1 pseudogene is annotated in these 532 nt (G+C 32.9%); it reads left to right on the top strand.

Annotation, left to right across the window (positions count from 1 at the left end):
- A pseudogene (locus ELQ12_RS09860) lies at positions 1 to 532 on the top strand (hypothetical protein); the annotation flags it as partial.

Here is a 532-nt window from a genome sequence, read left to right on the forward strand (position 1 = left end):
AAAATCCTTTAAGGGCTAAATTAGTAAAAGATTTAGCTAAAACTATACAGCCTGATGAATTTGGTATGCTTCCTTTTATAGATGAGATTATGGGAGTAGATTGGGTGATTGATTTAAATAAATATGATTTTGCCTATGATGAAGAAGGCAGGATCATTTGGGCTTTATATAATGATATTGAAAAAGGTAAATTAAAAGATCCAAGAGATATAGATTCTACTCCTGAAAGTAGAAATAAATTTGATGATACTATGGATGGATATAGAAATGGGATGAAAACTAACTTTGATGTAGATACTCCAAATGATTGGAGTGAACAACAAGCCACTTTGTTTAAAGATACCCTAGTATTAAGCGCTAAACTCGCAGCCCTAACCCCACCTCAAGGCTATCCTAATGCCCCTTATTATTTTACACCTGAAAGATTGGAATGGATTTATAAAAGAGGATATTTAGACAAACTCCTTGATCCAAGAATTCCTGCCATATATAGATATAATTTTCCAGAGGATTTAAGAGCTAAGATAAGAGC

Source organism: Campylobacter sp. US25a, from assembly GCF_004379075.1.
GTDB classification, from domain to species: Bacteria; Campylobacterota; Campylobacteria; order Campylobacterales; family Campylobacteraceae; genus Campylobacter_D; species Campylobacter_D jejuni.